Here is a 24,608-nt window from a genome sequence, read left to right as displayed (position 1 = left end):
TATGGCGAAGGGCCGCACCCGCGACGGGTGCGGCCCTCCAGGAAGTACTACGACTTAGCGGCGTCCGCGGCGGTTGACCTCGTCGACGAAGTCGATCCGCAGCGACGACTCGGAGCTGAGCGCGCCGACGACGGTCCGGAGCGCGGTCGCGGTCCGGCCGTTGCGGCCGATCACCTTGCCGATGTCGTCCGGGTGCACGTGCACCTCCAGCGTGCGACCACGCCGCAGGTTGCGGGCCCGGACGCTGACATCGTCAGGGTTGTCCACGATGCCTCGGACCAGGTGCTCGAGCGCCTCGGTCTCCATCATGGTCAGGCCTTGGCGTCGTCGGCCGGAGCAGCCTCGGCGGCGGCCTCGGCCGGGGCCTCAGCAGCCTCGGCCTTGGGCTCCTCGGCAGCCTTCGGCGCGTCGTCCTTCGCGGTGTCGTCGGACTTCGGGGCGGTCTTCTTGGCCGCGGTCTTCTTCGCGGTGACGGCCTCGGTCTTCAGCGTGCCGTGCGCCTCGGCCAGGGCCTCGTTGAAGATCTCCTGCTTGTCCCGCTTCGGCTCCTTGACCCGCAGCGGCGCCGGAGCGGCCTCACCCTTGAACTTCTGCCAGTCGCCGGAGGCCTTGAAGATCGCCTCGACGGCCTCGGTCGGCTGCGCGCCGACGCTCAGCCAGTACTGCGCCCGGTCCGACTCGACGTGGATGAACGACGGCTCGGCCTTCGGGTTGTACTTGCCGATCTCCTCGATGGCCCGGCCGTCCCGCTTGGTCCGGGCGTCCATCACGACGATGCGGTAGTGCGGCGCACGCTTCTTGCCGATGCGCTTCAAACGGATCTTGACTGCCACGTTTGTGGAGACTCCCTTGGATACATGTCTGGGTGAGCAGCACAGCGTCGTGGGGACAACGGGTGACCACTCGAATGGGCCGGCCAGGCAGTGGAGTTAGAGGGCTGCACGAACCTGGACGGACTCAGCAGGCCATTGTGCCAGATGGTGGGCACCGCGACCAACCCGGCGTCAGCCGAAGTCAACCGCGGAACCGCGCCAGCTCCGGCAACCGCAGAGCATAGGCCTCGAGCAGCTTCCCGGCGGCCGTGACCGAGTCGATCAACGGATGCCAGGCGAAGGCTCGCAGAGCGGTGTCGCGGGAACCGGAGGCGGCGGCCTCGATGGTGGCGCGTTCGACCGCCTTGACCGAGCAGACCAGGCCGGCCTGGTGGTCGGTGAGCTGCGACACACTCACCGGTACGGCGCCGTTCGCGTCGACCGTGCAGGGGATCTCGACCACCGCGTCGTCGTCCAGGTGGCGCAGTACGCCGCGGTTGCGCACGTTCAGGATCAGCGACGCCCGCTCGTTGTGGGCGATCGCCCGCATCAGCGACAGCGCGACCTGCTCGTACCCACCGGCCGCCATGTCCCGCTCGTCCCGCTCCCCCGCGTCGGCGACCTCACGGCTCTCCACCATGTACGTCGACTCACGCTCGGCGCGGGTCTTCTGCCACAGCTCCAGCGCCTGCTCCGGGTGCCGAGCTGTCTCCGCGTAGAAGGCGGACTGCTGCTCCAGCAGGAACGTCCCCCGCGTCTGCCGCACAGCCTGTACGGCGGCCAGCGTCTCGCGCGCGAAGTAGTAGTAATGCAGGTACTCGTTGGGGATCGACCCCAGCGACCGCAGCCAGTCCGCGCCGAACAGCCGCCCCTCCTCGAACGAGGCCAGCGCATCACCGGATGCCAGCAACGACGGCAGGTGATCGACCCCACCCGACCGCAGCCCGCGCAGCCACCCCAGGTGATTGAGCCCTGCGTAGTCATAGAACGCCGTCGCCGGATCAACCCCGAGCGCCAGCGCCGCTCGCCGCCCCAGCCCCGAGGGCGAGTCGCAGATCCCGATCACCCGGTCGCCCAGGTACGGGATCATCGCCTCGGTCACCATCCCGGCCGGGTTGGTGAAGTTGATGACCCACGCCTCCGGCGCCAGGGCCGCGATCCGCTGCGCGATCCGCACGGCGACAGGCAGCGTCCGCAGCCCGTAAGCGATCCCGCCGGCGCCGACCGTCTCCTGCCCGAGTACGCCGAGGTCCAACGCGACCCGCTCGTCGACAGTCCGCCCTTCCAGTCCACCCACTCGGATGGCCGAGAACACGAAGTCCGCACCCCGCAGCGCCTCGTCCAAGTCGGTCGTCTCGGTCACGACCGGAGCATCCACGACCGCAGCCGCCTGCTGCCGCAGTACCGCACCGATCGAGGCCAGCCGGCCACGGTCGGTGTCGAACAGCACCACCGAAGTGATCCGCCCGTCGCCACGGTCGCCGAGCAACGCCTGATACACCAGCGGCACCCGAAACCCACCACCACCGAGGATCGTCAGTCTCACGTAGATTGTCGCGGGGAATCTCCGCCCGTGAGAACGAAGCGGACCCGCGACTCCCTCCCTTCGGGAATCAGGGACTGTCGGTCCCGACTGATTGAGTAGGCCGCATGTCGCGATACCGGCTTTACCCGACTCCCGCGCAACATGTTGCGTTGCTGGAACAGTGCAGGCATGCCCGGTACATGTGGAATCTGGCGCTTGAGCAGTGGTCGATGTGGACCCGCGAGAAAGGCCCGGTTCCGGGCTTTGCCGACCAATGCCGGCAGTTGACCCAGGCACGGGCAGCGTTCAGATGGTTGCGGGCCGGGTCGCAAACCGTGCAGCAGCAGGCCCTGCGCGATTTCGCCCAAGCCGTGAAGAACTTCTACGCAGGTACCCACCGGCGGCCGACCTGGCGCAAAGCCGGACTGCACGAGGGAGTCCGGATCGTCGGTGGCCAAGCTTCCCGCGTGGTCAAGCTGAACCGGAGATGGGCCAAGGTCAATGTGCCCAAGGTCGGCTGGGTGCGGCTCCGGCTCTCCCGCGCCATCCCCGCGGCGAAGTCGTACCGCATCACCCGTGACCGGGCGGGTCGCTGGCACCTCGCGTTCGCCGCGATACCGCCGCCGATCCCCGCACCGAACACAGGCGAAGTCGTCGGCATGGACCGCGGCGTCACCGTCTCGGCCGCACTGTCCACCGGGGAGCTTCTGACCTGCCCCGGCCTGTCGGTGTGTGAGCAGGCACGCCTGAAGCAGCTGCAGCGCCGCCTGGCCCGGTGCCGTCCCGGCTCCAACCGGCGTCAGCAGACCAAGGCTGCGATCGCCAAGCTGCTGGCCCGTGCCGCCGATCGCCGCAAGGACTGGATCGAGAAGACCAGCACCGACGTCGCACGCCGGTTTGACCTTGTCCGGGTGGAAGACCTGCGAATCCTCCAGATGACCCGGCGAGCCAAGGCCAAACCCGACCCCGAACGCCCAGGCGCTTATCTGCCGAACCGTCGCCGCGCCAAAGCCGGTCTCAACCGCGGCATCCTGGCCAACGGCTGGGGACTGCTCGTCCAACGGCTGGAGCACAAGGCGCCGGGACGCGTCGAGAAAGTCAGCTCCATGTACACGTCGCAGACCTGCGGCGTCTGCGGGCACTGCGCACCGGAGAACCGTGAGAGCCAAGCGGTCTTCCGGTGCACAGCCCGCGGACACCAGGCCAACGCGGACGTGAACGCGGCAGTCAACATCGCGGCCGGACGGGCCGTCAGCGCACGCCGAGAGACGCCACCGCGGGTCTCGTCGAAGCGTGAACCTCAACTCGCTACCTCCGCGTAGTAGTTGGAATCCCCAGCCCTCCGGGCAGGGGAGGACGTCAAGCCAGCACCACCTCTACGCCTGCCTCCGCTAGTTGGGCCCGGGTTGCCTCGTCGGCGGCGGGCTCGGTGACGACCATGGTCAGCTCGGCGGGCTCGCACACCCGTGCGACGCCGTGGCCGGGGAACTTCGTCGCGTCCGCCAGCAGCACCACCCGGTCGGCGGACTGGATCATCGCGCGCTTCACCGGTACTTCGATCATCGTGCTGTCCATCACCCGTCCGTCCGGGCGGACTCCGCTGGTGCCGAGGAACAGCCAGTCGACGTGGATCTGCCGCAGGCTCTCCTCGGTCAGATACCCCACCAGCGACCGGTAACTGCGCCGCACGAACCCGCCGAGCACGATCAGCTCGATCTGCTCGTCGTGCTGCAGCTCCTCGAGTACGGCGAGGTTGCTCGTGACAACCGTCAACGACCGACCGTGCAGGTGCTGCGCGACCCGCAGCGCGGTGGTGCCGATGTCGAGCAGCACCGACTCGCCGTCTTCCACCAGCTCCGCGGCTCGGCGCGCGATCCGGTCCTTCTCCTCGGCGTGTACGGCGTTCACGTCGGCGAAGGGCTCGTCACCACCATCGACCGCGAGGGCACCGCCGTACACCCGGGTGAGCCGGCCCTCGGCGTGCAGGGCCTCGAGATCGCGGCGAATCGTCGCCTCACTCACGCCCAGCCGGGCGGCCAGCACTTTCACGCCCCCGGCACCGTCGGCCCGGAGCGCGCGAACGATCTGGTCCTGTCGCTGCTTTGGCAACACAGAGAGACCGTATCACGCAAACTCCGTCATTTTCACTCAAATTTCTGATTAGGTATTGCGGATGCTGGAGCACCGGCACACAATCCCTGCAACAGTTTGATCGAGGGTGCAGGAGTGTGGGAGCAAGTGAAGGAGCGGAGCGAGTTCACCATCCAATACGGCGTGACTCGTGCCTCATCCGCGCCCGGAGCGAAGCGAGGACGTGGATGAGTCAGGCCATGGACGTGGTTGTGTCCGGCCTGGTCTTCCAGGACCTGGTGCTCGGCCTTCCCTCCGCCCCGCGCCCCGGCACCGAGGTCTGGGCCACCGACTCGGTCGAGAGCCCGGGCGGTATCGCCAACTTCGCCGTCGCGCTGGCTCGGCTGGGGCTGCGCACCGCGCTGGCCGCCTGCTTCGGCGCGGACGACCTCGGCGACCGCCTCTGGGACCGGCTCACCGACGGTGAAGGCATCGATCTGACCCTCTCCCGCAAGCTCGCCGGCTGGCAGACCCCGCTGACCGTGGCCCTTGCCTACGACAACGACAGGGCACTGGTCACCCGGGGCACCCCTCCCCTGCTGTCGGCCGACGAGCTGATCACCGCGCCGCCGGCTGCCCGAGCAGTCGCCGCCCACGTCGGCCCCTGGCCGAACGAATGGCTGGCGAAAGCGAGGGCGGCCGGCTGCGTGGTGTTCGCCGACGTCGGCTGGGACCCGTCGCACCAGTGGGACCCGCAGGTGCTCGACCAGCTGGAACACTGCGACGTGTTCCTGCCGAATGCCGGTGAGGCGATGAGCTACACCCGGACGGACACTCCCGAGCAGGCGCTCGAACGACTCGCCACCAAGGTCCCGGTGGTCGTCGTGTCCAATGGTGCCGACGGTGCGCTGGCGCTCGACGCCGCCACCGGTGAGCGCGTCGTCGTACCGGCGTACCCAGTGCAGGCGGCGGACACCACCGGGGCGGGTGATGTGTTCGCCGCCGGCTTCATCGCCGCCACCCTGTGGGACCTGCCGCTGGAGCAGCGGGTCCGGTTCGCCGCCCTCGTGGCCGCGCTGTCGGTCACCCGGCTCGGCGGCGCCGACGCGGCGCCGCGATGGGACGACCTGGCCGCGTGGCAGGCCGCCCACCCCGAAGACCACCATCTCCAAGCGCTGATCAGCGCCCACTCAGGAAGGTAGAACCATGGAGCTCTCACGTCGGACGCTGCTCGCTGGGGGCTTCGCAGCCGTGCTCGGCGGAACCGTCGTCGGCTGCTCGTCCGGGATGGACGCCGGTACGACGACGAAGACGAACGCCGCCACCGAACTCGCGCTCTGGTGCTGGCCCGGCGGCCTGGGCAAGTCGGTGGTGGACGAGACCATCACGCACTTCCCGGACCCGAAGATCAAGTACTCCGAGATCGGCGGCGACTTCAAGCAGAAGCTGATCACCACCTTCAACGGCGGCACCGGCATCCCCGACATCACCGGGCTCAAGGGCGAGGACATCGCCTCGATGCTGCCGCAGGCCGAACGGTTCGTGGACCTGAAGACGGTCGGCGCGGACTCGATCCTCGGTGACTACGTCGAGTGGAAGGTCAAGCAGGCCACCACCTTGGACGGCAAGGTGATCGGCCTGCCGATCGACATCGGGCCGACCGCGCTGTACTACCGCGAGGACGTGTTCACCAAGGGCGGTCTGCCGGGTGACCCGGCCAAGGTGGCCGAGCAGCTGAAGACCTGGGACGACTTCTTCGCCGCGGGTGTCGAGCTGAAGAAGTCGAACCCGAAGGCGCTGATCGTCTGGGACGCCACCGACCTGTACGACATCGTCGTCGGTCAGGGCACCGAGCGGTACATCTCCAAGGACAACACGTTCATCGGCGACCAGGACCACATCCGCAAGGCCTGGGACACCGTGGTCAAGGCGATGAGCCTGAAGATCGACGGCAAGACCGCAAGCGGTTCGCCGGACTGGAACGCCGGGCTGGACCAGGGCACGGTGCCGGCGCACGTCGGTGCCGCGTGGGTGGCGCTCGACATCAAGTCCGCGGTCAAGACCAGTGTCGGCAAGTGGCGGCTGGCCCCGACGCCGAGCGGACCGGCGAACTTCGGCGGGTCGTTCCTGACCATCACCAAGAACGCGGCCGACCCGGCCAAGGCGTTCGAGGTGATCAAGTACATGCTCAACCCGGACAATCAGGCCAAGGCGTTCGCCGACGCGCAGATCTTCCCGGCCACGCCGGCCGCCTACGACAAGCCGCAGCTCAAGGTCGCGGACCCGTTCTTCGGCGGCCAGGTGCCGATCGACGTGTTCGGCCCGGCGGCCAAGGCCATCCCGGTCGCGTACGAGGCGCCGGCCGACGGAGCGGTCGCTCAGCCGTTCAAGGACGAACTGAAGACCGTGCAGTCCGGCGCCAAGACCTCCGACGCCGCCTGGGCCTCCGCGGTGTCGAAGGCGAAGGCGATCGCCAAGCGACAGGGAGTGCAGTGACCGAAACTGCGACAGTACCGACCGAACCCCCGAAGCTGTCGGTGACCGGACGCGGAGCGTCCACCGGTCAGTGGCGGGGACGGCGGGTTTGGTCGTACTGGCGGTTCTACCTGGCCCTGTCACCGTTCTACATCCTGTTCGCGGTGTTCGGGCTGTACCCGATGCTGTCCACGATCGTGCTGGCGTTCCAGCGCTGGGACGGCCTGAGCGCGCGCCGGTTCACCGGCCTGGACAACTTCCGGTTCCTGGTCGAGGACCCGACGTTCTGGCTGGCGCTGAAGAACACCGTCGTCCTGTTCCTGATGTCGACGGTGCCGACGCTGGCCATCGCGCTGGTGCTCGCGGTGATGCTGCAGTCCGCCGTACGGTTCACGAACGTCTACCGGATCGCGTACTTCATCCCGAACGTCACCTCGCTGGTGGCGATGGCGATCTTCTTCGGCTCCGTGTTCAGCACCAACTTCGGCCTGGTCAACGCGGCGCTGCGGTCGCTCGGGATCGCCGAGCAGGACTGGCTCGGCCAGCCGTGGGGCATCAAGATCGCGATCTCGACGATGATCGTGTGGCAGTGGGTCGGGTACAACACGCTGATCTACCTGGCCGGCCTGCAGGCGATCCCGAAGGACCAGTACGAGGCGGCCAAGGTGGACGGCGCCGGTCCGGTCCGGACGTTCTTCTCGATCACGCTGCCGCAACTGCGCCCGGTCGTGCTGTTCACCGTGGTCATCTCGACGATCGGCGGACTGCAGACGTTCACCGAGCCGCAGGTGATGGTCGGCAACAGCGGCGGTACCGGGCAGAGCGGTATGACGGTCGTCCTGTTCTTCTACCGCGCCGCGTTCCTGGACAACGACTACGGTTACGCGGCCGCCATCGCGCTCAGCATCTTCCTGCTCGTGTTGTTGTTCACGGCAATCAACTGGCGAATCTTCCGGGGCAGGAGTGAGGCGAGATGATGCGCTACCGGCTGCGTGGGCTGGCGCTGCACGCCGTACTGGTCGTGGCCCTGCTGGTGTTCATGTTCCCGTTCGTGTGGACCATCATCATGGCGTCGAACAGCACCGCGGACATCTATCGGTTCCCGCCGAAGTTCACCTTCGGCTCGCAGTTCGACGACAACGTCCGGCATGTGCTGGAGAACGTCGCGTTCTTCCAGTCGATGGCCAACACGGCGGTCGTGGCGGTGTCGACCACGCTGCTGGTGCTGTTCTTCGACTCGCTGGCCGCGTTCACGTTCGCGAAGTTCCGGTTCCCGGGCCGGAACGCGTTGTTCGTCGTACTGCTGGCGACGATGCTGCTGCCGGCGCAACTGGCCGCCGTACCGCAGTTCCAGACGATGGCCCTACTCGGCTGGGTCGGTTCGCTCAAGGCACTCATTATCCCCGGGGCGGCGAACGCGTTCGGCATCTTCTGGATGCGGCAGTACTTCCAGAACTCGATCCACGACGAACTGGTCGAGGCCGCGACGCTGGACGGTTGCGGGTTCCTCCGCGTCTACTGGCATGTCGCGCTGCCGTCGGCCCGGCCCGCCTTGGCGTTCCTGGGCATCTTCACCTTCGTGGCGTCCTGGAACGACTATATGTGGCCGCTGATCGTGCTCACCAACCCCGACCACCTCACCCTGCAGGTCGCGCTGTCCACGCTGAACCGCAGCCACGGCGTCGACTACAGCATGGTGATGACCGGTGCGCTGATGGCAATGGTTCCGTTGGTGGTCGTGTTCGGGATCTTCGCCCGCCAGTTCATCAAGGGCGCGACTGAAGGCGCAATACGCGGCTGAGAACGCCGGTCGCGATCAACGCGTTGCCGAAGAGTGCGGTCAGGAAAGCAGGCGGCGAGTCCCCCTCGGTCAGAGCCGGGACCGCCGCGACAATGCTGATCAGTGCGTACGTCGCCGCGGCCGCAGTGAGCCACGTCCGCGTCCGCGGATCTGTTGCTGCCAGCGCGAGCAACGCGAGCGCGACGGTGACCGGTGGCTCGAGCAGGGCCAGGAAGGTGACATCGCGGAACGCGACACCATCGGGGTGATCGACCAGTGCGCTCACCAGCAACAAGATGCCGCCGGCAACGACCAGGATCACGAACACGGGTGGGATCGACCCTAGTAGGCCCTTCGGCCTGAGCACGAACAGGAGTACGACGGCCATTGCGGCGGCCACCGCGGTCGCGATGGTCCACGTGGTGGTCTCGTCGTCCGAGATCCCACCGCCGAGGATCAGCAGTCCGTCCTCGAGCACGGACGCGGCACAGCCGGCCACGATCCCCAAGGCGACCGGCCCCACCCACCGGGCGGCAAGGGTCGCCACCAGCGCGACGAACGACGAGAGGATGATCGGATCGGTCCAGCTCCGAGTCACGGACCACCCGGTGTCCTCGTCGTCCCAGAGCTCGCGGGAGTCAGCCGCCCCCGGCCAGTTCAGGTAGACCAGGACCGCCGTGCCGACGATCAGTACGGCGACCGCCCACCAAGGGACCGTCGTCGCCGGATCGGCTGGTGGGGCTGGTGTTTGGACCCGCGGGGGCTCTGGTTGTGGGGGCGGGGCGGGTTCCGGCTCGGGTTCAGGCGGCGGTGGGGGCGGCTCGGACTCGGTGTCGGGCATCGTCGCATGGACCGGGATCGTCCGTTCGCCGGTCGGCCCACTGAGAATCACCGAAGCCTCGCCTGCGTGCTCGGCGCGGACCCGGATGGCTGGCCCGTCCTGCTCGACTCTGAGCCACTCGGCGCTCGACGAGGCCACTGCGGTCAGTGCGATCGGCGGCCCCTCCAGCCGTATCTCACCGGCATCCGCCGTACCAAGCTCGAGCTCCACAGGTGTCACCCGCGGAACGGCTTCCTCCCGAGCCTCCGCGGCGGCGAGGGCGACGCGACGGCTGTCGTCGTTCACCATCGGCTCCAGCGCCTGCCAGGCGGCGTACGCCTGGCTCAGATCGTTGCCGACCAGGCGCTCACGCAGGTAGTCGACCACGCCGAATCTCGCTGCTGGCAACGGACTCTCCATCGCCTCGAGCAGTTCGGGCGCGAGCGGGGCCGGGGTGATCCGGCGGACGCGACTGCGGGCCAGCAGCAGTTCGCCCTGGGAGCCGAACGTCCACATCTGCGGGTTCTGGTTCGGCGTGACGCGGCGGACGCGATCGGTGACGTACCCGACCAGTTCCGTCAGCCCGACCCAGCCGTCGCCGTCACGATCGGCCTCGCCGGTGCTCAGCCCGTCCACGACCGCGCTCGTGAACACCGACGGCACGGACGCATCCGTCGCAAGCTGGCCGCCCTCGAAGGCGTACTCCATCGCGCTGGAGGCCGTCACCACCACGCGGCCGCGGCCGCCACCGACCTCCTCCTGGCCCGCGAAGGCGTCGCGTACCTGTGCCTCACCGGCCGCGCGGACGACCATGCCGCGCGGGAAGGCACCGCCGTAGCAGCAGTCCAGGAACAAGGCGATCCGCTGGGCCCGGCTGTCCGCCATCTGCCGGTTGACGAAGTCCGCGGCTACGGCCGTCGACGCCAGCCGGGTGGGCTTGGTATCGGCAACCGCGAGGAACAGCTCACCGGCCGCGTTCTTCAGCCCGTGGCAGGAGAAATGGAGCATCAGCAGGTCCTCGGGTGCCCGGTCGGCGAAGAAGTCCTCGACGGCGAACCTGATCTCCTGGGCCGATGCGTTGTGCAACACCTGCACGTCGAAGCCGCCCACCGACGGATCCGCGAGCACCTCTGCCAACGCGGCCGCGTCCTGGGCCGGCGCGACCAGGCGTCGCAGGCCGGGGTCGTCGTACTGGTCGTTCGCGATCACGAGCGCGACGCGTGAGCCGTCCATCTCAACCAGCCGCGTGCTTGCTGACCCAGGCGTCGACCAGTTGCTGCTGGATCGCGTCACTGGCGCCGCTCAGCTCGAGCGTGTCCCCGTCGATCGTGATCTTCACCGTCCGCCCGCTACCGGACCGGCGCAGCCAATCGCGCACCACGGACACGACTCCGCCGAGCGCTTGCAGACCGGGCGCCAGTGACACGCTCAGCACTCCCGCGATGGCGGCCAGGCCGGCCCGCGAACCCTCCGGCGCCTCCCCCTCGCGATACGGCTCGACCGCGCGTACGTCGAGTGCCAGCAACTCCTGCCGCAACAGCAGCGCCAGCTCCTCCAGCCGCGCGTCGTCGGACCCCTGCTCGACAACCCCGACCCGGACTTCCGCGACCATCAGGCCCTCCCCCAACACCCCCAAGCCGACATCTCCAACGATGCGCCTGTACCGGCGCGGCCACAAGCGGTGATGGCGATGTGGAGGCACTAGGCTTCGGGAACTGTTGTCGGCTGAGTTGCGTCGGAGGGGCGTCATGGTGGGGAAGCGGGGACGCGTGATCGGCCGGATCGCACCGGGGATCGTCGGCGAGGTGATGCTGCCGGTCCGGGGTGCCACCGAGGCCTTCTACGCTTACCCGGCGACCGACGAGGTGATCGAGGTGGGCACGCCGGTGGTGGTGGTCGACTTCGACCCGCCCCGCACGGTCTACGTCGCTCGGGCCTTCTGAATCATTCTGTTCCCTTGGAGGGGAAATGCTCTGGACGTACCTGATCATCGGCGCCGTCGCGCTGCTGGTCCTGCTGATCCTGTTCCGGATGGTCTGGCGGGTGGCCGAACCGAACGAGGCCCTGATCATCTCCGGTCTCGGCGCGCACTCGAGCTCCGAGCAGGTGAACGAGACGCTCGGTTTCAAGATCGTCGTCGGCCGCGGCACCGCGGTGCTGCCCGGTTTCCAGACCGTACGGCGCTTGCCGCTGGACATCCGGGCCACGCCGCTGACGGTGACGTGCGTGTCCAGCCAGGGCATCCCGCTGCACATCAAGGGCGTCACCGCGTACAAGGTCGGTGACGACTACGGTTCGATCGCGAACGCGGCCCGGCGGTTCCTGGAGCAGAGCGACGAGCAGGTGATGAGCACCATCCACGAGCTGTTCGCCGGTCACCTGCGGGCGATCGTCGGTTCGACCACGGTCGAGGAGATGCTGCACGACCGGGAGACGCTGACCACGAACATCCGCGGCTCGCTGGCCGGTGACATGGAGAAGCTCGGCCTGGTGGTCGACTCGCTGCAGATCCAGGAGATCGACGACGAGTCCGGCTACATCAAGAACCTGGGCCGCCCGCAGGCCGCGGCGGTCGAGGCGGCGGCCCGGATCGCGCAGGCCGAGCGGGACCGGGAGGCGACCGAGCGCGAGCAGGTGGCGGCAGCCGCCAAGGCGGCCGCGGTCCGGGAGAGCTCGATCGCCCAGGCCGGTTACCAGGCCGAGGTCGACCAGGCGAAGTCCAAGGCCTCGCAGTCCGGTCCGCTGGCCGAGGCGCTGGCCCGGCAGGAGGTCGTCGTCGCCGAGACCGAGACCGCGAAGCTGAACGCGTCGCTGGCCGAGAAGCAGCTGGAGTCGACGGTGCTGAAGCCGGCCGACGCCGAGGCGTACCGCCAGCGCACCCTGGCCCAGGCGGCGCGTGACGCCCAGATCGCGGCCGCGGAGGCGCAGGCCCGTGAGGTCGCGCTGCGCGGTGAGGCCGAGGCGAAGGCGACCGAGCTGACCGGTAAGGCCGAGGCGGCCGCCGTCCAGGCGAAGGCGATGGCCGAGGCGGCCGGTATCAAGGCCCGCGCCGAGGCGCTGGCCACCAACACCGACGCGGTCGTCGCCCAGCAGCTGGCCGAGGCGTACCCGCAGATCGTCGCCGCGGCGGCCGGATCGTTCGAGAAGGTCGGCAACATGGTGGTCCTGAACGGTGCCCAGGGCATCGAGGACACCCTGGTGAAGACCATCACGATGGGCGGCTCCGGCTTCGCCCTGGCCAAGCAGCTGATCGACTCGCTCTCGGCCAAGAAGGACGACGCGAAGCCCACCCTCGAGCCGGTCCCGAACGAGACGGCCTGATCCGACCCCGATGTCCCGGATCCCCGCGAGCGGGGGTCCGGGACGTCGTGCTGTCAGGCGGTGTGGAGAGTCAGAGGCCGAGATGCGCGAGTACGGCGAGGACGCGGCGGTGACCTGAGTCGGTCGGGGGCAGATCGAGTTTCAGGAAGACGTTGCCGACGTGCTTGTGCACAGCGCCTTCGGAGATGACCAGCTTCTCCGCGATCGCGGTGTTGCCCAGGCCCTCCGCCATCAGCGCGAGCACCTCGCGTTCGCGCGGGGTCAGCCGGTCCAGCGGACTGCTCTTCTTCACCATCAGCTGGCTGACCACTTCCGGGTCCAGCACGGTCCCCCCGGCAGCCACTCGCCGTACCGCCTCGAGGAACTCGTCCACCCGGGAGACGCGGTCCTTCAGGAGGTAGCCGACACCCTCACTCCCGGCGGCCAGCAGTTCGGCGGCGTACACTTCCTCGACGTACTGCGAGAACACCAGCACCGGGAGGCCCGGACGGACCCGGCGGGCCTCGATCGCGGCGCGAAGCCCCTCGTCGGTGAACGTCGGTGGCAGCCGTACGTCGACGATCGCGATTTCGGGCTCGTCGGCGGCGACCACCTTGGCGAACTCGTCCGCGTCACCGGCGACCGCGACCACCTCGAAGCCGGAGTTGCCGAGCAGCAGGCCGAGCCCCTCGGCCAGGATCGGGTTGTCCTCCAGGATCACGACCCGCACGGCAGCACCACCTCGACCGTGGTCGGCCCGCCGATCGGGCTCTGCAGCTCCAGTCGTCCGTCGATCGCCTCCACCCGGTGGAGCATGCCATGCAGACCGCTCCCCCGGCCCAGCAGGTCGGACTGCTCGCTGATCCGTGCTCCACCGATCCCGTCGTCGGTGATTGCCAGGTACAGGTCCGGACCACGCCGTTCCATCAGTACGTCGACATGCCCGGCCGCGGAGTGCTTGGTGATGTTGGTCAGCGACTCGGCGACGACGAAGTAGGCGGCAGCCTCGACAGCGGCCGGGACCTGCCCGAGCTCGCCCAGTCTTAGCTCCACCGGGAGCGGGCAACGGGCGCACAGTGCGGAGACCGCACCGGCCAGACCGCGGTCGGCCAGGATCGGCGGGTACATGGTCCGCAGTACGCCGCGCAGCTCGTTCATCGCCTGCTCGGCACCGTCACGGGCGTCGTCGAGCAGCTTGGCGGCCTTCTCGGGGTCGTCGGCCATCATCTGCTTGGCGACGCCGATCCGCATGGCCAGAGAGACCAGCTGGGCTTGCGTGCCGTCGTGCAGGTCGCGCTCGATCCGGCGCAGCTCGGCCCCGTACGAGTCAACGGCACCAGCCCGGCTTCTGGTGAGCTCCTCCACCCGCTGCGTGAGCAGCTCGGCTTCACCGGGTGCGAGGGCATTGCGGACCGCTTGAGCATGCCTACGCGCTACTGCGGGTGCTCCCCAACCCAGCACGCCCAGACTGACCAGAACCTGTAGCGGGCCGAGGGTGAGCGCCTCGAACCAACTGTCGATGCCGATGCCCAGCAGCGTGAAGTTGCCCGGGTCAAGCTTCCACAACACCATGCCGGCGAGTGCGGCCGGTGCGCCGATCACCGCGAAGACCGCAACGAACAGCTCGGGCACCATCAGGAGCGGCATCCACAGGAGCCACCGGCTGCGCTTGAAGGACTTGCCACCGGGTTCAGCCGGCAGGTCCAGATACCGGGAAGCTTGGGACCATTCGCTGTTCGCCAGCCGCACCAGGCCGGCACGTACAGGCTGGAGCCAGCAGAACAGCAGGCCGAGCGGGAGCGCCGCGAGAATGCCCAGGCCGGTCAGAAATCGAACCGCCAGGTACCCGCTTGCCCTGCCACCCCGGGACAGGATCTTCGTCAACATGCCCCAATCCTCCGGCAACCGAAGGCCCCGGTCGGTACAGCAGGCTCTACCTTTCTCCCTGCAGCGGCCAGGACCTGGAGCCGATGGAGTTCGGCTCCAGGTCCTGGTCGGGCTGGGTTCGTCAGCTGGTTGGAGCTAGCACTCGGGTACGCCGGGCAGCTTTGGGTCGGGGTGGTCGATGTAGATGTTGGTCATGTAGCCGCGCTGGTCGCGCAGCTTGGACCACCAGTTGTTCGTGGTTCCCTCGGCGGTGACCGGGTCGCCCTGGACCTGGCACTCGACGTGCACCTGGGTGGGGCCGGGCAGCGTGGTCACGACGGACGCCGACAGGCTCGGCGCGGACCGGACCCGGACGCCGGTGCCGTAGGTGGTGAAGTTGTACTGCGGCGGGTTCCCGTCGTTCACCAGCTGCATGTAGTAGTTCCAGTTCCAGTGCGGACCTGGGTCGGTGTGGTCGTTCCCGGGGATCTCGTTGTGGCCCTTGATGTGGGCCCGGTCCTTCGGGATGCCACGCCGGTCGGCGATGTTCCTGGTCAGCGCGGCCGACGCCCGGTACATCGCGTCGGTGAACCACGACGGCTGGTCCACCCAGCCCTCGTGCTCGATACCGATCGTGTACGGGTTGGCGCTGCGGACGTGCCAGGCGGTGTCCTTCTCGGCCACCATCTGGGTGATCTGCCCGTCGCTGGACCGGACCACATAGTGCGCGCTCACCTGGGACGACGGGTTCTTGAACCAGCTGATCGTGCCGGCGTACGAGCCCTGGGTCACGTGGATGACGATCGTGGAGACGGCCGCGGTCCGGCCGACCCGGTAGTTGCTCGAGCTGGCCGGGTTCCAGATCGCGCCGGGGTAGTCGACGGCCGCGACCGAGGCCGGCGTCCGGGTACCCAGCGGCGCGACCTTCGCGTAGGCGCCGCGATCCGGGCTGACGCGCTTCGGCGCGGTGCTGACGCCGGCGACGTTCACGCCCCGGCCGATGATCTTGTAGACCTCGTCGGCGTAGAGCCGCGCGGTCGGGCCGTCGGCGGAGTGCGAGTACTTCGCGATCACCTCGTACCACTTGCCGACGTCCGACCGATCGGTCAGCTTCGCGGCGTCGGCGTACGAGTCGAGGACGGCGGCGGCGCCGAGGATGTTGGCTGCGGGATCCTTGGCGAGCTTCTCGACCGGCAAGCCGGTGAGTTTGGTTGCCTGCGACATCGTCGGGTTCTGGTTGTTGCTGACCAGGTGCATCACGCCGTACCCTCCTGCCTGGCTGGGCAGGCCGTTGTGGCCGTCGAGGTGCGACTCGGCGTAGCCGACGCCGACGAGCACTTCGCGGGGTACGTCGTACTTGACCGCCGCGGTCTCGAAGGCGGTGGCGAGCTCACTCTTCGCCGGGTCGACCGGCTCGGCAGCGTTGCTCGGCAGGGCACTCAGTGCGAGGGCGCCGGCGGCCGCGGTGGCGAGCAGAGCGGAGAGTCGGGACATGGGTACTCGGGCGGATTTCCCCATCGGGCAGTTCCTTCCCTGATTCGGTCCGCCGAGGGGCGTCGGCGGTCCCGGAAGTCACGCTAGGGCAAGATCTTCCGCCGGGACTAGCGCTTCGGTGAAGATCTTCCGGTCAAGTCATCACCCTGCCACGCAGCACGATCAGCCGCGGATGACTGAGTACGGCGGGATTCGCGCGCGGGTCCTCGTCGTACACGACCAGATCGGCCGGATCGCCCGGCTGGAGGTTGCTCGGGGCACCCAGCCACTCGCGGGCCGCCCACGACCCGGCGGCGAGCGCCTGCTCGCCCGACAGGCCGATACTCGTCAGCGCCTGGATCTCCTGGGCGACCAGGCCGTGCCCGAGCACACCGCCCGCGTCGGTCCCGGCGTACACGGGTACGCCGGCCTCGTAGGCATCCCGGAGGCGGACCAGGCGCTGGTCGTACAGGTCGCGCATGTGGGCCGAGTACTGCGGGAACTTGGCGGCCGCCTGGTCGGCGTACTGCGGGAAGTTCTCCAGCTGGACGAGGGTCGGGACCACCGCGACACCATGCTCGGCCATCTGGTCGAGCATATCCGGCAGCAGACCGGTGCCATGCTCGATGCAGTCGATGCCGGCGGCAAGCAGGTCCGGCAGGGCGTGCTCGCCGAAGACGTGGGCGGTGACGCGGGCACCCAGCTCGTGGGCCCGGGCAATCGCGGCAGTGAGAGCCTCGGCCGGCCAGCAGGCGGTCAGGTCACCGGCGTCACGGTCGATCCAGTCTCCGACCAGCTTGACCCAGCCGTCACCACGCCGGGCCTCCTGCTCGACGTACGCGACCAGCTCGTCCGGCTCGATCTCCCAGCCGTAGTTGCGGATGTAGCGCTTGGACCGGGCGATGTGCCGGCCGGCCCGGATGATCTTGGGCAGATCCTCGCGCTCGTCGATCCACCGGGTGTCCGCGGCCGAGCCCGCGTCCCGGACCAGCAGCGCACCGGCCTCCCGGTCGGTGATCGCCTGCTGCTCCTGGGCGTCCCGGTCGACGGCGCCGTGCTGGTCCAGCCCGATGTGACAGTGCGCGTCGACCAGGCCGGGCACGATCCAGCCGCCGGTGTGCACGGTACTGACCTCGGCAGCGGTGGGCCGGTCGACGACCAGCCCACCGCTGAGGTGGAGCTCCTGCCGCTCGCCGCCCGGCAACACCGTGCCGACCAGCCTGAGTACGCCGGTTTCCGTCATACGGCGACGTTAACCGGGTTGGTGTCAGCCGTGCGAGCCGCCGCCCGGTGTACAGGTGGGCGTGGTCGGATCAGTGGTGGAGCACGGCGAACTGGTCGGGGTGTCCGACGGGGTCGGCGTGGGCGTGAGAGTCGGCGTCGGCGTGGGAGTCGGGGTCGGCGTCGGGGTGGGCGTCTGCGACGGGGTCGGCGTCGGCCGGGGCGTCGGCTTGGACGGCTTGTGCGTCGGCTCCTTGGTCGGCCTGTCCGCAGGCTCCGGCAGCGTCGGCTCGTCGGTCGTCGTCGGCGCGGTCGGCTGCGGCTTCGGCGTGGTGGATGTCGCGGTGGTCGGCTTGCTGTCGTCCGGGACCTCCGGCACCTGGCGCGGGTCCACCTTGCGCTCGGCGTTGCCGTTCGCCTTGGGCACCGACAGGCTGCCCTTCTCGTTCGGGATCAGCACCGCGTTCTTGCTGTAGACCCGCATCCACCTCAGCACGGTGGCGACGAAGTCCTTGGAGTGCTGGTACCGCAGCAGGGACGCGACCAGGTCGCGCGGCTGCTTCAGGTCACTTCCCTGCGAGCACAGGTACACCGCGACCGTGGTGACCGCGTCGTACACGTTGTTCGGGTTGCGGAACCCGTCGCCGTTGCCGTCGGCGCCGAAGTCGTTCCACACCTGCGGAATGATCTGCATCGGGCCGACCGCGCGATCCCAGGTCAGGTCACCGTCGTACCGGCCCTTGTCGGTGTCGGTGATCCGGCCGTTCCCGCGGCGGCCGTTCAGCACCGGGCCGAGGATCTTGCCCCGGGTGGTGCCGGCCACGTCGACCCGGCCGCCACTGGCATGGTCGGACTCGACCTTGCCGATGCCGGCCAGCAACGGCCAGGTGAGCCCACAGTTCGGCCGGACCACGGCGAGGTTCGCGGTGGCGCGGCGGTAGGCGGGGAACACCCCGCGCGGGATGCCGTTGACGGCATCGGGCCGCCCCGGCCGGACCACGGACCGGCCGTCGGTCGCACCCTGGACGGGTACGTCGGCACGGGCGGGCAGGTCGGAACCGAGCCGGCCGTCCACCCCGGGACGCTGCGGAACGATCATCGTCAGTTCGTCGAACTCACCGCTGTTCAGACCGGCCCCAGGCGATGGAGCGACCGGGCTGTCCGCCGCGAGCTGACCGGAGGCACCGGCCCCGCCCGAGGCGACTGTCACGATGGCCCCGACCAGGAGCGGGGCTGTGCACAGTGAAGCGATGATTATTTTGACCCGACGGTTACCACTACGGGTTAGGCGCATAGTCCCCTCAACGATCCATGCGCCAGAAAGTTACATCAAGTCGACGCAAAGTTACCGGACCCGCCAGCACCGAAAAATCGGCACCACGAAGGGGGTACGACGAACCCGAAAACAACGGCGGAGGGACGCCGCGGCCGCAGGTGGTTTCCCCGTTGCCCCGGGCGTGAAACCCGGTTTCCCGAGGATCAGTTGCCGGGCTGCGGAGCCTGGTCCGGGGTGGGAGCGGAGGTCGCCTCGCCCTGCGGGTTCGTCGTCTCCGCGCACGGCTCCGGGGTCGGGGTCACCGTCGGCGTGCCGGTCGGGGTCCCGGTCGGCGTCGGCGTACAGGTCGGCGTCGGCGTGGGCGTCGTGGTGGGCGTCGTAGTGGGCGTCGTGGTGGGCGTCTGCGACGGCGTACCCGGGGTCTTCGTCGGCGTGTTCGACGGCGTGTTCGACGGCGTGTTCGACGGCGTCCGCGTCGGGGTCGCCGTCATCGGCGGCTTCGACGGCGTCGGCGGCTTGCTGGTCGACGGCGGCGGTGTGGACGTGGCCGGCCTCGAGGTGGTCTGCGACGGGACCGGCGTACTGCGCTGCGACGTCGGGGCCGGCGTGGGAGTCGGAGTCGGAGTCGGCGTCGGCGTCGTCGGCGGGTTGGTGTCCGTCCGGCCCGGATCGTTGGTCTGGTCGACGTTGCCGTTGTCGTCGGCCGGCGGGGTGATCACGCCCTCGGTGTCCGGGATCGTCACGGTCTGGTTGGCGTACGACTGCATCCACCGCAGCACGGTCGACACGTAGTCCATCGAGTGGTTGTAGCGCAGCACCGCCTGGACCAGGCCCTGCGGGTCGGACAGGTTCGCCCCGCCCGAGCACAGGTAGTCGCCGGCCGCCCGGGCCGCGTCGAACATGTTGTGCGGGTCCTTGACCCCGTCACCGTTGCCGTCCGCGCCGAACGCCTTCCACGTGCCCGGGATGAACTGCATCGGCCCGACCGCGCGGTCCCAGGCCGTGTTCCCGTCGTACAGGCCCTGGTCGGTGTCGGTGATCGCGGCCATCCCCGGGCCGCCGTCGAGGACCGGGCCGAGGATCTTGCCACGGGTGTTCCCGTTCGCCTCGACCTTGCCGCCGCTGGCGTGCGCGGACTCGACCTTGCCGATGCCGGCCAGCAGCGGCCAGGTGATGCGGCAGCCCGGCATCGCCACAGCCAGCTCGTTGGCAGCCTTCTGGTACGCCGCCAGCACGGTGCCCGGGATCCCCGACGGGTTGCCGGTGATCCCCGGGATCGGCTGCACCGGACCGTCGACCGCGCCGGTCACCGGCACCTGGACCCGCGACTTCTCCTGGGTCGGCATGCTGCCGTCGGCCCCGGGCTGCGTCGGCACTTCGTTCGCCAGCTCGTCGAACTGGGCGTCGTGGCGCGGCTGGGCCAGCGCGTGCGCGTCCACGATGAACGTGTTCGAGGTGACGCCGCCGGCCACGAACACGGCGACCATGGCGGTAGGCGGAGCCAAGATGACCCAGGTGGCGGTCAGCTTCCCCCGCCACGTGCCCAGGTTCTTGAACTGCTGCCTCATCCGAACCGTCCTTCGACGTCTCCACAGTCACTTCGGGCGTAGGCACGATCTTAGTCGCCACGGGGTCGTGGACAACCGGCAACGGTGTGCCACTTCATGCGGTCACCGACCGCCGATCGGGCACCCCGCCCGCGGGCAACCCGCCTTAGGCCGGACCTGTCCACCGCCCCGTCGGGCGAACGGCGGACAAGATTCACCTACTGGCCGCCGCCGAGCATCTTCTTCAGGTCGTCCGGAAGCTCGAAGTCGCCGCCGTTCTGGTTGCCGCCGCCGAACGCGGCCGGCAGCTGGCCCGGCTGCGGCTCGGACGGCTGCTGGTTGCCCTGGTTCGCCCGCTTGGCCGGGTTGCCCGAGCCGCGCTTCTTCCCCTTCTTGGCCTGCTGCTTCGCCTTCCGGGCGCCGCCGCCACCGGCCATCCCCGGCATGCCGGGCATCCCAGGCATCCCCGGCAGGCCTTTGCCGGTCGCCATCGCGTTCATCATCTTGCGCGCCTCGAAGAACCGCTCGACCAGCCCGCTGACAGTGGCGACCTCGGTGCCGGAACCCTTCGCGATCCGGGCCCGGCGGGAGCCGTTGATGATGTTCGGGTCGGCCCGCTCGGCCGGCGTCATCGAGTGGATGACCGCCTCGATCCGGTCGATCTCGCGCTCGTCGAAGTTCTCCAGCTGGTCCTTGAACTGGGACGCGCCCGGCAGCATGCCGAAGATCTTGGTCAGCGGCCCCATCTTGCGCACCGACTGCATCTGGGCGAGGAAGTCGTCCAGGGTGAAGTCCTTGCCGCCCTTCTTCTGCAGCTTGGCCGCGGTCTTGGCGGCCTCCTCGGCGTCGAAGGTGCGCTCGGCCTGCTCGATCAGGCTCATCACGTCACCCATGCCGAGGATGCGCGACGCCATCCGGTCGGGGTGGAAGACGTCGAAGTCCTCGAGCTTCTCGCCGTTCGAGGCGAACATCACCTGGCGGCCGGTCACCTGCGCGATCGACAGCGCGGCACCACCGCGGGCGTCACCGTCCAGCTTGGACAGTACGACGCCGTCGAACCCGACCCCGTCCAGGAACGCCTGGGCCGTGGTGACCGCGTCCTGACCGATCATCGCGTCGACCACGAAGAGGATCTCGTCCGGCGAGACCGCGTCGCGGATGTCGGCGGCCTGCTTCATCAGCACCTCGTCGACACCCAGCCGGCCGGCCGTGTCGACGATCACCACGCTGTGCTGCTTGGTCCGCGCCTCGTCCATCGCCTTGCGGGCGACGTCCACCGGGTCGCCGACGCCGTTCCCGGGCTCGGGAGCGAACACCGGTACGCCGGCCCGCTCGCCGACCACCTGCAGCTGGGTCACCGCGTTCGGCCGCTGGAGGTCGGCCGCGACCAGCATCGGCGTCTGGTGCCTGGTCTCCTTCAGCCACTTGGCCAGCTTCCCGGCCAGGGTGGTCTTACCGGCACCCTGCAGACCGGCCAGCATGATCACGGTCGGCGGCCGCTTCGCCATCCGCAGCTCACGGGTCTCGCCACCGAGGATCGTGACCAGTTCCTCGTTGACGATCTTGATCACCTGCTGCGCCGGGTTCAGCCCGCCGCGCACCTCGGCCCCACTGGCCCGCTCCCGGACCGCCCTGATGAACTCCTTCACCACCGGCAGCGCGACATCCGCCTCCAGCAGCGCGATCCGGATCTCCCGCGTCGTCGCCTCGATATCGGCATCAGTCAACTTGCCCTTGCCACGCAAGTTCTTGAACGTGGCGGACAGACGATCAGAAAGCGTATCGAACACGAAACAGTCCGTTTCTCCAGAGACAACCCAGGTACAACCCCACCGAGTCTACCCACCAGTCCTGTGGATAACTTCCGCTGGCCGTCACCGGATCTCGCTACGGTGATCGCACCCCCGAGCACACGTCAGGAGAGCCACGGATGCCACTCGACGTTCCGACGTTCACCAAGGAGTTCAACCGTGCCCGGGATCGCATCCGCGGGGGGCAGCCGGTCGACATCGCGGCCGAGCAGGAGCGGCTGCGGGCCATGGTGCCCGCGGACGCGTCGGAGCACGACCGCTCCTGGACGGCCCGTGTCATCGCGAGCCTCTCCGAGCCGCCGCCACCCGCCCGGGAGTGGAGCGAGCTGTACCACGAGGCCGGCCGGATCCATGCCGCCGCCTATCCCGTCGATGGCACGGTCGAGGAGCAGATCACCGCGCTGCAGCAGGCCCGCCGGAGAATCTGGGAGATCGCCGATCGCGCGCCGGCCGACGAGGAAGCCGACATCCGGGCGATGACGCGAGCGCTCGAGCACCTCGAGAACGAGCTTCGCGACCCGTCCTGCCCCGAGCAGGACGAATGACCCAGGACGCGACGCGGGTCCCAGATGCGCCCGCCGAGCCCAATGCTGTCCGGACGAACCATTCGCTCGGTCTCACCGAAGGTGTTGCCGAGCTCCGAGCTGCTCAGGATTTCCAGATCTTCGCCGAGCTCGCCGGCTATCCGCGGCTGGTCTTCAGCGAGCCGCAGTACGCAGGCGCTTTCATCGCGACCGAGAGCCTCGTGACGCAGACATCCGGTTTCCGGGTGGACGCGCAACTGCTGATCGATCGACTCGTCCAGGGCCCAGGCGTGATGCACTTCGACCAGCTCGCCGAGGCCGTCCTGCAGAACCGCCTGGCGGAGGTCGTACCGTTCCGCGCCGAGGATCGGAGCGCCGTACGCGCGGTCTTGATCGAGACCATGCTTCATCCACAGTGGGCGACGCTCATTCACCGCCCGGCCCAATCCGGCCGATCGGTGGTGAACGACATCGGCCAGGCGCTCAACTCGAAGGTCGACGAGCTCCGGCGGCACTTCCGATCGACTCCTAGAGTCCCGTTGCCGGCGACACCACCCAACACGCGGGCCGACCGGGCACCGCTGCCGGTGAATGAGGCGCCCGACAGCAAGCAGTTGCCCGCCGAGCTCCGATTCCTTGCCGGGCTGGCGCCGGCCGCGCTGGCGGCTCGCCGGCGTCCGGATCTCGCTGATGGGCGCCGAGGGGGTGGAACGCTTCGACACCGACGCGGGGTTGGACGGACGGGAGGTGGATAAAGTGACTGGGACGGCGAGCGAGGGGTTCGTGGGATGAACGCTGAGGGTGGGCGGTCGGGGGAGATGGTTGAGGCTTTGCGGGTGTTGGAGGAGGGGGATTTCGAGAGCGGCAGTGTCGAGGAGCGGCTGGCGGCGTTGCGGGAGGCCCGGCGGCGGATCTGGGCTATCGCAGATCGGGCCGGGGACGACAGTGTGACGATTCGGGGGCTGACGCGGGGGCTGGAGCGGTCGGAGGAGATCCTGACGGAGGGTCTGCCCTGGTCGGATCCGCCGGCTGACGGCCGTACGGGCGGCTAGGCATGGCGGGCGACGAGCTGCTCGGGGGCATGGTTCGGATCGAGCCGTCGTCGCCGGTGTACCAAGAGGTCGCTCGGCTGTACCGGATCGCCCACCAGCTGCAGCCAGGCGGCAAGGACCTCTGGAACGGGCAGCTCTACGCGCGGACGGATGACAAGTGGGGCGGCCTCGGCCGGGACGGCACGCTGCGGCTCAACCAGCAGCTGGTGCTGGACCACCTGACCGGCGGCAGGCTCAGCCACGAGCCGCGACTGCAGCGCCAGGCCCTGGTCACCGTCCTGCACGAATCACTGCATGCCCGCGCCGAGCTCGACGCGCTGCACGAGCCGAACGCCGTCCGCGGGATGCAAAGCATCGGACTCGACGAGGGCCTGACCGAGCTCGCGAGCATGGAGGCGTACGACGAGTTCACCCAACAGGCCGGCTACGACGGAGCGCCAAGACCGGATCCCGAGTACGCCGGAGCCGTCCACGCGGCCGATGCACTCTTGAGACGCGCCACCAACTCCCCCGCCGAGCGCAAGGAACTCCTGCACAAAGCGCTGAACCAGCCGGTGGTGATGCGCTGGGACACCATCGCAGACCACATTGTGCGCAACCAGCTCGGCGACGTGGTCCCGCCGACCGCCGAGCATCAGGCCGCTGCCCGCGCCCATCTCGTCAACCAGATGGCGGTGGCCGAGTGGTCCGTCGTACAGAACCGTCCGCAGGCCGGCCAACTGACGGCCGACCGGACGATCGCCGGGCTGGACCAAGCCGTCGCGGATCTGCAAGCGCACTACCAGCGGCAGGCTGGCGAGCTGTTCCAGGTGAAGGCACCCAACCCGTCGGCGGCCGTGGCCGCACCGGAGCTGGGCGAGCACCAGCGGGCTGTCAGCCGGACCGACCGGTCGGATCGATTCGGCCCCGAGGCCATGCGCAGGATGCTCGCCGCATCAGCGCCGGCGGCCGGCGCCACGAGCGAGCGGCCGACGCTCGGGGACGGCCGGCGCGGTGCGGGGAGCCCAGGGATCAAGCGCCCGGCGAAAGAAGGGGACCGAGCTCGTTGACACGGTG

The 24,608-nt window shown here is 69.1% G+C and carries 24 protein-coding genes; 11 read left to right on the top strand and 13 right to left on the bottom strand.

Annotated elements, in window-relative coordinates:
• Nucleotides 1–54: 54 nt before the first annotated feature.
• The 3 genes from AB0F43_RS33915 to AB0F43_RS33905 form a co-directional block, all read right to left on the bottom strand.
• Nucleotides 55–306: an RNA-binding protein gene (locus AB0F43_RS33915; protein ID WP_360486663.1), complete on the bottom strand. Its 252-nt coding sequence runs from the start codon at nt 304–306 to the stop codon at nt 55–57.
• Between the two features lie 5 nt (nt 307–311).
• Nucleotides 312–833, bottom strand: a complete 522-nt coding sequence (gene rpsP, locus AB0F43_RS33910; RefSeq protein ID WP_360486409.1) for a 30S ribosomal protein S16 — start codon at nt 831–833, stop codon at nt 312–314.
• Between the two features lie 181 nt (nt 834–1,014).
• Entirely contained in the window at nt 1,015–2,358 is a 1,344-nt protein-coding gene (locus AB0F43_RS33905; protein ID WP_360486406.1) for a 6-phospho-beta-glucosidase, read from the bottom strand.
• A gap of 104 nt (nt 2,359–2,462) precedes the next feature.
• Between AB0F43_RS33905 and AB0F43_RS33900 the strand changes: the two genes are divergently transcribed.
• Entirely contained in the window at nt 2,463–3,659 is a 1,197-nt protein-coding gene (locus AB0F43_RS33900; RefSeq protein WP_360486403.1) for a transposase, read from the top strand.
• A 37-nt stretch (nt 3,660–3,696) separates the two neighbouring features.
• Here the strand turns inward: AB0F43_RS33900 and AB0F43_RS33895 are convergent, their stop codons facing one another.
• Nucleotides 3,697–4,449, bottom strand: a complete 753-nt coding sequence (locus AB0F43_RS33895; RefSeq protein ID WP_360486400.1) for a DeoR/GlpR family DNA-binding transcription regulator — start codon at nt 4,447–4,449, stop codon at nt 3,697–3,699.
• Between the two features lie 206 nt (nt 4,450–4,655).
• Here AB0F43_RS33895 and AB0F43_RS33890 point away from each other — a divergent pair, with 206 nt between their 5' ends.
• Genes AB0F43_RS33890 through AB0F43_RS33875 form a run of 4 tightly spaced genes read left to right on the top strand, consistent with a single transcriptional unit; the run spans nt 4,656 to nt 8,683 of the window.
• Nucleotides 4,656–5,609, top strand: coding sequence for a PfkB family carbohydrate kinase (locus AB0F43_RS33890; RefSeq protein WP_360486397.1), 954 nt, complete (start codon nt 4,656–4,658; stop codon nt 5,607–5,609).
• 4 nt (nt 5,610–5,613) lie between these two features.
• Entirely contained in the window at nt 5,614–6,903 is a 1,290-nt protein-coding gene (locus tag AB0F43_RS33885; protein WP_360486394.1) for an extracellular solute-binding protein, read from the top strand.
• A complete protein-coding gene (locus AB0F43_RS33880; protein ID WP_360486391.1) occupies nt 6,900–7,859 on the top strand; it encodes a sugar ABC transporter permease in 960 nt (319 codons plus the stop codon). The genes AB0F43_RS33885 and AB0F43_RS33880 overlap by 4 nt, the downstream gene beginning before the upstream one ends.
• The gene (locus AB0F43_RS33875; RefSeq protein ID WP_360486660.1) at nt 7,859–8,683 is read left to right on the top strand and encodes a carbohydrate ABC transporter permease; all 825 of its coding nucleotides are present in this window, start codon (nt 7,859–7,861) and stop codon (nt 8,681–8,683) included. Before AB0F43_RS33880 ends, AB0F43_RS33875 begins: the two co-directional genes overlap by 1 nt.
• On the opposite strand, the gene AB0F43_RS33870 is transcribed toward AB0F43_RS33875, so the two are convergent.
• Both AB0F43_RS33870 and AB0F43_RS33865 read right to left on the bottom strand, forming a co-directional pair.
• Entirely contained in the window at nt 8,649–10,715 is a 2,067-nt protein-coding gene (locus AB0F43_RS33870) for a caspase family protein (RefSeq protein ID WP_360486388.1), read from the bottom strand. The two genes, AB0F43_RS33875 and AB0F43_RS33870, sit on opposite strands and share 35 nt — an antisense overlap.
• A 1-nt stretch (nt 10,716) precedes the next feature.
• Nucleotides 10,717–11,094 (bottom strand): hypothetical protein, encoded by a 378-nt coding sequence (locus AB0F43_RS33865; protein WP_360486385.1) that lies wholly within the window; start codon nt 11,092–11,094, stop codon nt 10,717–10,719.
• A gap of 136 nt (nt 11,095–11,230) precedes the next feature.
• Between AB0F43_RS33865 and AB0F43_RS33860 the strand changes: the two genes are divergently transcribed.
• Nucleotides 11,231–11,425: a hypothetical protein gene (locus AB0F43_RS33860; protein WP_132212569.1), complete on the top strand. Its 195-nt coding sequence runs from the start codon at nt 11,231–11,233 to the stop codon at nt 11,423–11,425.
• 25 nt (nt 11,426–11,450) lie between these two features.
• Entirely contained in the window at nt 11,451–12,803 is a 1,353-nt protein-coding gene (locus tag AB0F43_RS33855) for an SPFH domain-containing protein (RefSeq protein WP_360486381.1), read from the top strand.
• A gap of 70 nt (nt 12,804–12,873) precedes the next feature.
• Here the strand turns inward: AB0F43_RS33855 and AB0F43_RS33850 are convergent, their stop codons facing one another.
• The 7 genes from AB0F43_RS33850 to ffh form a co-directional block, all read right to left on the bottom strand.
• Nucleotides 12,874–13,512 carry a response regulator transcription factor gene (locus AB0F43_RS33850; protein WP_360486378.1) on the bottom strand — a complete coding sequence of 213 codons (639 nt, stop codon included), beginning with the start codon at nt 13,510–13,512 and terminating at the stop codon, nt 12,874–12,876.
• Nucleotides 13,500–14,669 (bottom strand): histidine kinase, encoded by a 1,170-nt coding sequence (locus AB0F43_RS33845; RefSeq protein ID WP_360486375.1) that lies wholly within the window; start codon nt 14,667–14,669, stop codon nt 13,500–13,502. Before AB0F43_RS33845 ends, AB0F43_RS33850 begins: the two co-directional genes overlap by 13 nt.
• 135 nt (nt 14,670–14,804) lie before the next feature.
• Entirely contained in the window at nt 14,805–16,166 is a 1,362-nt protein-coding gene (locus tag AB0F43_RS33840) for an N-acetylmuramoyl-L-alanine amidase (protein WP_360486372.1), read from the bottom strand.
• Between the two features lie 109 nt (nt 16,167–16,275).
• Nucleotides 16,276–17,364, bottom strand: a complete 1,089-nt coding sequence (locus tag AB0F43_RS33835) for an amidohydrolase family protein (RefSeq protein WP_360486368.1) — start codon at nt 17,362–17,364, stop codon at nt 16,276–16,278.
• A 24-nt stretch (nt 17,365–17,388) separates the two neighbouring features.
• Entirely contained in the window at nt 17,389–18,552 is a 1,164-nt protein-coding gene (locus tag AB0F43_RS33830) for a lytic murein transglycosylase (protein WP_360486365.1), read from the bottom strand.
• A 269-nt stretch (nt 18,553–18,821) separates the two neighbouring features.
• Entirely contained in the window at nt 18,822–20,186 is a 1,365-nt protein-coding gene (locus AB0F43_RS33825) for a lytic transglycosylase domain-containing protein (protein WP_360486362.1), read from the bottom strand.
• 197 nt (nt 20,187–20,383) lie between these two features.
• Complete coding sequence (gene ffh, locus AB0F43_RS33820; protein WP_360486359.1) at nt 20,384–21,955, bottom strand: signal recognition particle protein; 1,572 nt, start codon at nt 21,953–21,955, stop codon at nt 20,384–20,386.
• Nucleotides 21,956–22,095: 140 nt separating this feature from the next.
• On the opposite strand from ffh, the gene AB0F43_RS33815 reads away from it, so the two are divergent.
• The 4 genes from AB0F43_RS33815 to AB0F43_RS33800 are packed head-to-tail and all read left to right on the top strand — an operon-like array spanning nt 22,096 to nt 24,601.
• Nucleotides 22,096–22,521, top strand: a complete 426-nt coding sequence (locus tag AB0F43_RS33815; RefSeq protein ID WP_360486356.1) for a hypothetical protein — start codon at nt 22,096–22,098, stop codon at nt 22,519–22,521.
• Nucleotides 22,518–23,255 carry a hypothetical protein gene (locus AB0F43_RS33810; RefSeq protein WP_360486353.1) on the top strand — a complete coding sequence of 246 codons (738 nt, stop codon included), beginning with the start codon at nt 22,518–22,520 and terminating at the stop codon, nt 23,253–23,255. The genes AB0F43_RS33815 and AB0F43_RS33810 overlap by 4 nt, the downstream gene beginning before the upstream one ends.
• A gap of 33 nt (nt 23,256–23,288) precedes the next feature.
• Nucleotides 23,289–23,552: a hypothetical protein gene (locus tag AB0F43_RS33805; RefSeq protein ID WP_360486350.1), complete on the top strand. Its 264-nt coding sequence runs from the start codon at nt 23,289–23,291 to the stop codon at nt 23,550–23,552.
• Between the two features lie 2 nt (nt 23,553–23,554).
• Nucleotides 23,555–24,601, top strand: coding sequence for a hypothetical protein (locus AB0F43_RS33800; RefSeq protein ID WP_360486347.1), 1,047 nt, complete (start codon nt 23,555–23,557; stop codon nt 24,599–24,601).
• The last annotated feature ends 7 nt before the right edge of the window (nt 24,602–24,608 follow it).

Origin of the sequence: Kribbella sp. NPDC023972 (assembly GCF_040639075.1) — a bacterium.
GTDB lineage: Bacteria > Actinomycetota > Actinomycetes > Propionibacteriales > Kribbellaceae > Kribbella.
This window is presented reverse-complemented; position numbering and strand designations above follow the sequence as displayed.

Bases quoted from the DNA above. Each gene is read 5' to 3' on its own strand.
- AB0F43_RS33915 (WP_360486663.1), bottom strand. From the start codon at position 306: ATGGAGACCGAGGCGCTCGAGCACCTGGTCCGAGGCATCGTGGACAAC.
- AB0F43_RS33900 (WP_360486403.1), top strand. From the start codon at position 2,463: ATGTCGCGATACCGGCTTTACCCGACTCCCGCGCAACATGTTGCGTTG.
- AB0F43_RS33890 (WP_360486397.1), top strand. From the start codon at position 4,656: ATGAGTCAGGCCATGGACGTGGTTGTGTCCGGCCTGGTCTTCCAGGAC.
- AB0F43_RS33885 (WP_360486394.1), top strand. From the start codon at position 5,614: ATGGAGCTCTCACGTCGGACGCTGCTCGCTGGGGGCTTCGCAGCCGTG.
- AB0F43_RS33875 (WP_360486660.1), top strand. From the start codon at position 7,859: ATGCGCTACCGGCTGCGTGGGCTGGCGCTGCACGCCGTACTGGTCGTG.
- AB0F43_RS33870 (WP_360486388.1), bottom strand. From the start codon at position 10,715: ATGGACGGCTCACGCGTCGCGCTCGTGATCGCGAACGACCAGTACGAC.
- AB0F43_RS33865 (WP_360486385.1), bottom strand. From the start codon at position 11,094: ATGGTCGCGGAAGTCCGGGTCGGGGTTGTCGAGCAGGGGTCCGACGAC.
- AB0F43_RS33860 (WP_132212569.1), top strand. From the start codon at position 11,231: ATGGTGGGGAAGCGGGGACGCGTGATCGGCCGGATCGCACCGGGGATC.
- AB0F43_RS33855 (WP_360486381.1), top strand. From the start codon at position 11,451: ATGCTCTGGACGTACCTGATCATCGGCGCCGTCGCGCTGCTGGTCCTG.
- AB0F43_RS33845 (WP_360486375.1), bottom strand. From the start codon at position 14,669: ATGTTGACGAAGATCCTGTCCCGGGGTGGCAGGGCAAGCGGGTACCTG.
- AB0F43_RS33840 (WP_360486372.1), bottom strand. From the start codon at position 16,166: ATGGGGAAATCCGCCCGAGTACCCATGTCCCGACTCTCCGCTCTGCTC.
- AB0F43_RS33835 (WP_360486368.1), bottom strand. From the start codon at position 17,364: ATGACGGAAACCGGCGTACTCAGGCTGGTCGGCACGGTGTTGCCGGGC.
- AB0F43_RS33825 (WP_360486362.1), bottom strand. From the start codon at position 20,186: ATGAGGCAGCAGTTCAAGAACCTGGGCACGTGGCGGGGGAAGCTGACC.
- AB0F43_RS33815 (WP_360486356.1), top strand. From the start codon at position 22,096: ATGCCACTCGACGTTCCGACGTTCACCAAGGAGTTCAACCGTGCCCGG.
- AB0F43_RS33810 (WP_360486353.1), top strand. From the start codon at position 22,518: ATGACCCAGGACGCGACGCGGGTCCCAGATGCGCCCGCCGAGCCCAAT.
- AB0F43_RS33805 (WP_360486350.1), top strand. From the start codon at position 23,289: ATGAACGCTGAGGGTGGGCGGTCGGGGGAGATGGTTGAGGCTTTGCGG.
- AB0F43_RS33800 (WP_360486347.1), top strand. From the start codon at position 23,555: ATGGCGGGCGACGAGCTGCTCGGGGGCATGGTTCGGATCGAGCCGTCG.